The sequence below is a fragment of the Streptomyces sp. NPDC055189 genome (genome assembly GCF_053606765.1).
In genome coordinates this window covers 51,019-57,880 of sequence record NZ_JBSGSG010000064.1, presented here as the reverse complement: position 1 = coordinate 57,880, position 6,862 = coordinate 51,019, and the positions used below count along the sequence as shown (strand labels likewise).

The window sequence follows — 6,862 nt, the reverse complement described above, 5'->3', positions numbered from 1 at the left end:
ATGCCTCGCAGGTGCGGAGAGGGTGGGTGAGCCTGGTGGTCGTGGGGCCGCCGGGCCCAGGCCAGGCGGGCCCCGGGGCCCGGGGGGTGGGGCGCGGGGGGGGGGGGGTGCGGCGGGCCCCGGCGCCCGGGGGGGGGGGGCCCCCCCGGCGGGCGGGGGGGGTTCCTGGCCCCCCGCCCCGTCCGCAGTACCACCGCCACCGGCTACGAAGCTGACAGCATCCCCGTCCGGTAGACCGTCCCCGCACACGCGTTGGCGATCGTCGCGCCGGCCGCGGGCGAACCCTCCGACGCCGTCAGGGACACCGTCACTCCGCCTTCGAGGACGCCGCCGTCCTCGCGGACCATCTGCGGTTCCGTGTTGTCCGGCGTGCCGCCGTCCGAGCCGCCTCCCTCGGTGGGCGTCGGGTCGGGGGACGGCTCACCGCTGTCCGTCGGACACCCTTCCGAAGGCACCCAGGCGAACTTCACCTCGTACGCGGCACCCGGTTCGAGGACCAGTGAGCCGACCGCCTGGGCCGGGTCCGGCAGGCCCGTGGCCGCGTCGCCCGCGACGTGGTCCACGACGGCGATCTTCGCGGGATCGGCCGCCCCGGTGGTCGACGTGCCGATGCTGCCCGGGGCGCTGACCGTGCACGTGCTCCCGGAGACGTTGGCGATCCGGAAGGTGCCGTACACCTTGCCGTCCGCCTCTGCCGCCCCCGCGCTACCGCTGGCATTGCCGAGCTGGTCGACCGCGCAGGCAGGCGAGTCGGCGGCCGTTGTGCCCGACGGGTCGGGGCCACCTGTCGCGCCGTCGCTGGACGCGCCCTTCCCCTTGCCGTCCTTCTTGTCCTTCTTGTCTTTCTTGTCCTTGGACTTCGAGGGGCCCGAGCCGCTGCCCTCGCCCTTCTCGCCGCCGTCGGGGCCCTTGCCCTGGCTGGAGCCGCCCTGCGTCTGCTCGCTGTTGCCGGCTATCGAGGGCCGGTCGTCCGAGCCGCTGCCCGAGTTCGTGACGTGCACGAGAGCGGGGATGGCGGTGCCGATGAAGAGCGCGGCGGCCGCCATGCCGACCACGGCCTGGCGCTTGCGTGCCCGCCGGGCGGGCACCGCGTGGCGCAGCCGCTCCAGGGCGCGGTCGCCCGGCTCTATCTCCTGGACGGCCGAACGCATCATCCTGCGCAGCGCCAGCTCGTCGGAGCCGCCGTCCTCACCGCCGATACCAGCGAACCCGCCGAGCCCGCCGAAGGGGTCACCCGGCACGGCCGAGAGCTTCGCACCGGACTCGGCATTGGACTCGGCACCGGCCTCGGCGTTCGCGCCGGACTCGGCACCAGCCTTCGCCGCACCGGCATCCGGCCCGGGTTCGCCCTCAGCCCCTTCGGACCCGGCCCCGGACCCGGGCCCTGCACCTGCCCCTGACCCGTCTTCGGACGCGGACGGGATGGGCTCGTCGCCCTGACCGTGATTCACAGTTCCGTCCCCAGCATGCTGCTCAAACTCGGCGTTCTCATCGCGCTCGCGGCGCTCACGCCCGTACTCCTGCTTGCTCATGCCGGTGCCTCCATGGCGACCCGCAGAGCCGCGATCCCACGCGATCCGTACGCCTTCACCGACCCGAGCGATATGCCCAGGGTCTCGGCGACCTGCGCCTCGGTCATGTCCGCGAAATACCGCAGGACCAGGACCTCCCGCTGGCGGCGCTGGAGGCCACGCATGGCCTTGATCAGCTCGTCCCGCTCAAGGAGGTCGTACGCCCCCTCCTCCGCGCTCGCCATGTCCGGCATCGGCTTCGAGAGGAGCTTCAGACCGAGGATCCGGCGCCGCAGCGCGGACCGCGAGAGGTTCACGACGGTCTGCCGCAGATAGGCGAGCGTCTTCTCCGGGTCCCGCACGCGTTTGCGCGCCGAGTGCACCCGGATGAACGCCTCCTGCACCACGTCCTCGCAGGAGGCCGTGTCATCGAGAAGCAGCGCCGCGAGCCCGAGGAGCGACCGGTAGTGGGCGCGGTAGGTCTCGGTCAGGTGGTCGACTGTGGTGCCCGCACTCATCGTCTCCTCAGCGCCCTCGCGCTGCGTCGGGATGCGGGCCGATCTCGTGGTGGGCATGGGGGCGATCACCGGCATGCCGGCGGGCGCACGGGGACGGCGGGGAGGACGCAGGAGTGCGCCTCTCGCCTGAACCGCTGTGAAATCGAGTACCTCTGCCACGCCTGTTGGACACGCTTACCCCCAGGAGGGTTGTACGCATCGCGCGGCGCGTTTGCGGCAGGCATCGTCGCCGTTGGTGACGATGCATCAAATGCCCCCATGCGTACCAGCTCTTCCCCTATGCCCAATTTTCGCAGCGCTCAGGTCAACACCCCTGGAGGGCGATCGCAAAGACGCGCCCCGCCCTGCTGCCGGTTGCAGTGGACGGGGACGAATATTGCGAATCTTCGAACGCGGCAATGGTCCAGTTCAAGCGATCCTGGCCACCAAGTTGGACACAGAACTTACACAGATCCCACAAATCTTGTCGCACCGGGTCATTGATCGGTGAACAAAATGCTCCTCAGGACTGCCGCCCGGTGAACTCCCCCGCCACCAGCTCCGCGATCTGAACCGTGTTCAGAGCGGCCCCCTTGCGCAGATTGTCCCCGCACACGAAGAGCTCAAGGGCGGTCGGATCGTCCAGCGCCCGCCGCACCCGGCCCACCCACGTGGGGTCGGTGCCCACCACGTCGGCGGGGGTCGGGAACTCGCCCGCGGCCGGGTTGTCGAAGAGCACGACGCCCGGCGCGGTGGCCAGGATCTCCCGTGCCTTGTCCACCGTGACCTCGTCCTCGAAGCGCGCGTGGACGGTCAGCGAGTGCGTGGTCACGACCGGCACGCGTACGCACGTGGCCGCGATCTTCAGATCGGGAAGCCCGAGGATCTTGCGGGACTCGTCCCGCACCTTCATCTCCTCGGAGGACCACCCGTCGTCCCGCAGCGTCCCGGCCCACGGCACCACGTTCAGCGCCACGGGCTCCAGGAACGGCCCGGTGTCGTCGCCGACAGCACGCCGTACGTCACCGGGGCTCGTGCCGAGCTCCGAGCCCGCCACCAGCTTCATCTGCCGCCGCAGCGTGTCGACGCCGTCGCGCCCGGCCCCGCTCACCGCCTGGTACGAGGAGACGATCAGCTCGCGCAGGCCGAACTCGGCATGCAGCGCGCCGATGGCCACGATCATCGAGAGGGTCGTGCAGTTCGGATTGGCGACGATGCCGCGCGGGCGTACGCGCGCGGCGTGCGGATTGACCTCGGGGACGACCAGCGGCACGTCCGGGTCCATCCGGAAGGCGGCGGAGTTGTCCACGACGACGACGCCCTTGGCCGCGGCAACGGGCGCCCACTGCGCGCTGACCTCGTCGGGCAGCTCGAACATGGCCACGTCGACGCCGTCGAAGGCCTCCTCGCTCAGCGCGAGGACCTCGACCTCCTCACCGCGCACGGCCAGCTTGCGGCCGGCCGAGCGCGGTGAGGCCACGAGTCGGATCTCGCCCCAGATGTCGGCGTGCTGCGACAGGATCTGGAGCATGACCGCGCCGACGGCCCCGGTCGCTCCGACGACCGCGAGCGTCGGCTTTCCGGTCATCGCCCGGTGCCTCCATAGACCACGGCCTCGTCCGTGTCGGAGTCGAGGCCGAAGGCGGTGTGCACGGCGCGCACGGACTCGTTCGCGTCATCGGCACGCGTCACGACCGAGATGCGGATCTCGGAGGTCGAGATCAGCTCGATGTTCACGCCCGCGTCGCTGAGCGCCTCGAAGAAGGCGGCGGTGACGCCGGGGTTCGTCTTCATACCGGCGCCGACCAGCGAGATCTTGGCGATCTGGTCGTCGTAGCGAAGGGAGTCGAAGCCGATGTCGGCGCGGGTCTTCTCCAGCGCGTCGATCGCCTTGCGGCCCTCGGCCTTGGGCAGCGTGAACGAGATGTCCGTGAGACCGGTCGAGGCTGCCGACACGTTCTGGACGATCATGTCGATGTTGACCCCGGAGTCCGCGATGGCGCGGAAGATCGAGGCGGCCTCACCCGGCTTGTCCGGCACGCCGACGACCGTGATCTTGGCCTCCGAGGTGTCGTGCGCGACACCGGAGATGATGGCCTGCTCCACCTTGCGGTCCCCTTGCGGTTCGTTGCTGACCCACGTGCCCTGCAGTCCCGAGAAGGACGAGCGGACGTGAATCGGGATGTTGTAACGACGGGCGTACTCCACACAGCGGTGGAGCAGCACCTTGGACCCGGAGCTCGCGAGCTCCAGCATGTCCTCGAACGAGATCCAGTCGATCTTCTGGGCCTTCTTCACCACACGCGGGTCGGCGGTGAACACACCGTCGACGTCCGTGTAGATCTCGCAGACCTCTGCGTCGAGCGCGGCCGCGAGGGCGACGGCGGTCGTGTCGGATCCACCACGACCGAGCGTGGTGATGTTCTTGCCCTCCTGGCTGACGCCCTGGAAACCGGCGACGATGGCGATGTTGCCCTCGTCGACCGACGTCTGGATCCGCCCGGGGGTCACATCGATGATCCGCGCTTTGTTGTGGACGGAGTCGGTGATGACACCGGCCTGGCTGCCCGTGAACGACTGGGCCGCGTGACCCAGGTTTTTGATCGCCATGGCCAGCAAGGCCATGGAGATCCGCTCCCCGGCGGTCAGCAGCATGTCGAATTCACGCCCGGCAGGGATCGGGGATACCTGCCCGGCAAGATCGATCAACTCATCCGTCGTGTCACCCATTGCGGACACCACGACAACGACCTGATGGCCGTTCTTCTTGGCGTCGACAACCCTCTTGGCGACCCGCTTGATGCCCTCGGCATCGGCTACGGAGGAGCCTCCGTACTTCTGCACGACAAGGCTCACGTGCGCTCCTCGCTCAGTCCGTCTCTTACCGCACTGCTGCGGTCGGCTCAGTCTAACGAGCGGCCGAAATTCGCCTCGCGGATATCGCATGGTGAGATGTCCCGCCCACCAGGTGATCATCCACAGGCATACGCCCCCGCTGCTCGGGAGGTACGTTTCGACCGCTCGGCTTGGCACATGCCCGTTTGGAAGTGGGCCACTCCGGAAAGTGGGGCGGGTCACAGCTCCGGGACCCGCTCTTCCCAGGCTCCAGCCTGCCCGCGCCTCAGTCTTCCCGGGCCTCAGTCGGCGTAGTCCTTGAGTTTCTCGGTGTTGAGGGTGATGGCTACGGGGTCCGGCAACTTGACGTCCGCACCGAACGGCTCCTTTGCCTGGCGGCGGTAGCGACCACCCTCCGGATCCGCGTACACCGTGACGGAGCAGTCGTCACGGTCGATCAGGAGATAGACCGGGATACCTGCCGCCGCATAGCCGTCCGGTTTCTCGATGCGGTCACGCCGGTTGGTGTCCGAGTCGTACGACGTGATCTCGACGACCATGAGCGCACCCTCGGGATCCGACCACTCACCATGGCCCTTGAGACCGCCTTCCAGTACGAGAAAGCCATCTGCCCGGGCGCGCCCTCGGCGGTAGCGCTCGGCCTTCACACCGCGCTCGGCATGCAGCCAGAAATCAGGACGCTGCTGCAGGCATTGTCGCTGCAGCCAAGCGATGATCTCGCTGTGATTGCCGTCCGGCATGGGCTTGACCACGATCCTTCCGTTGATGAACTCCAGCCACACGTGCTCGGGCGCGTGGCGCTCCAGCTCCTCGAATTCCTCGACGGAGATCAGCGGTCGGTCGGTGGCCCTGGGGGTCATGGCGTCGCCTCCTTGACTCCATGGTGCCTGGGCCGGCACTTCCTGCACGCTCATACGCCACCTCGCCCCGCCGGAAGCCCCGCCGCGCGGCGCAGCTCCGCCACGCGCGCGGTCACGTCCACCACGGCGTCGTCCGCTGCGGGGCGGGGGCGGGCGAGGAACGTGTCCGGGATGGGGATGGCCCGGCGAGCTCCCACCACAGCGTCCACCGCGTCCACCACGTCCGCTGCGTCCTCCACACACTGCTCGCAGTCGCAGGTCTCGGTCTCGGCACGGCACTCCGCGCAGATCCCGTTGATCAACTTCACGGACGTCTCGGGCTCTTCGCAGAGCCCGCAGACGAAGACGGCGCGGGTGACGCGGACGCGGCCAGGGGCCGCGGGCGTCTTGGGGTTCGGCCTGGGAGGCATCTTGCTCTCCAATCGGGTACGGGCGAGACCGCCCGGATTCGTGACGGTGGGCGGCAGCCCGGAGGTGAGGGCGAGGGTGATGTCCCGCGGGGTGGCCCCACGGGCCAACCACTCCGCAGCGCGGGGCTCCAACTGCTTGCACTCCCCTTCGGAGAGGGCCATGCGGCGGTCGGCGGTGCGGAGGCTCGCGAGGGCGCGGTAGGCGGGGGTGGGGGTTTCGGGGGACTCGGGGGTCTCGGGGGACTTGGGGTTCTCGGGGTTTTCGGGGGCGGGGTCCGGCTCCGTCTCCGGCGGCGGCTCCTCGGCGCGGGCGAGGCCCGGCTGGCAATCGTGCGTGACGTCCCGCCCGTGCCGGGCGCGGGCGAACTCCGCCCACCACTCCTCTGACCTGCGGATACGCGACCAGTACGTACGGGTGACCCAGCGCATCGAGTCGTCCTCGACGGTGAGGTGCTCCTTGATCCACCGGAGATGGCCGACCTCGGTCAGCCGCCCCAGCGAGGTGCGGACGGCTTGCTGGCCGTACAGGGGGTGCGCGGCGGCGAGGTCCTTGTAGCCCATCGCGGCGCCGTCTTCCAGATGGTCGACGAAGACGGCGATATCGGCGTCACGCGGATGCAGGTGCGCGAAATCCGCTTCCGTGTGCGGCTCTACGTCATCCGCAGGGCGCTTCCCGTAGCCCGTTTTGGCCATGGGGTGAGACGGGGACGGCAGGACAGGATTACGCT

At 69.5% G+C, this 6,862-nt stretch carries 6 protein-coding genes; all 6 read right to left on the bottom strand.

The genetic code is table 11. From position 1 onward, the window contains the following. Nucleotides 1–203: 203 nt before the first annotated feature. Entirely contained in the window at nt 204–1,532 is a 1,329-nt protein-coding gene (locus ACWFR3_RS33335; RefSeq protein WP_453738410.1) for a hypothetical protein, read from the bottom strand. Next, complete coding sequence (locus ACWFR3_RS33330) at nt 1,529–2,188, bottom strand: SigE family RNA polymerase sigma factor (RefSeq protein ID WP_397716119.1); 660 nt, start codon at nt 2,186–2,188, stop codon at nt 1,529–1,531. The genes ACWFR3_RS33335 and ACWFR3_RS33330 overlap by 4 nt, the downstream gene beginning before the upstream one ends. A 343-nt stretch (nt 2,189–2,531) precedes the next feature. Further along, a complete protein-coding gene (locus ACWFR3_RS33325) occupies nt 2,532–3,596 on the bottom strand; it encodes an aspartate-semialdehyde dehydrogenase (protein WP_453738409.1) in 1,065 nt (354 codons plus the stop codon). Next, the gene (locus ACWFR3_RS33320; protein WP_453738408.1) at nt 3,593–4,864 is read right to left on the bottom strand and encodes an aspartate kinase; all 1,272 of its coding nucleotides are present in this window, start codon (nt 4,862–4,864) and stop codon (nt 3,593–3,595) included. The genes ACWFR3_RS33325 and ACWFR3_RS33320 overlap by 4 nt, the downstream gene beginning before the upstream one ends. 281 nt (nt 4,865–5,145) lie before the next feature. Then, nucleotides 5,146–5,724, bottom strand: a complete 579-nt coding sequence (locus tag ACWFR3_RS33315) for a Uma2 family endonuclease (protein WP_453738407.1) — start codon at nt 5,722–5,724, stop codon at nt 5,146–5,148. A gap of 50 nt (nt 5,725–5,774) precedes the next feature. Next, nucleotides 5,775–6,827: a hypothetical protein gene (locus ACWFR3_RS33310; protein WP_453738406.1), complete on the bottom strand. Its 1,053-nt coding sequence runs from the start codon at nt 6,825–6,827 to the stop codon at nt 5,775–5,777. Between the last annotated feature and the right edge of the window lie 35 nt (nt 6,828–6,862).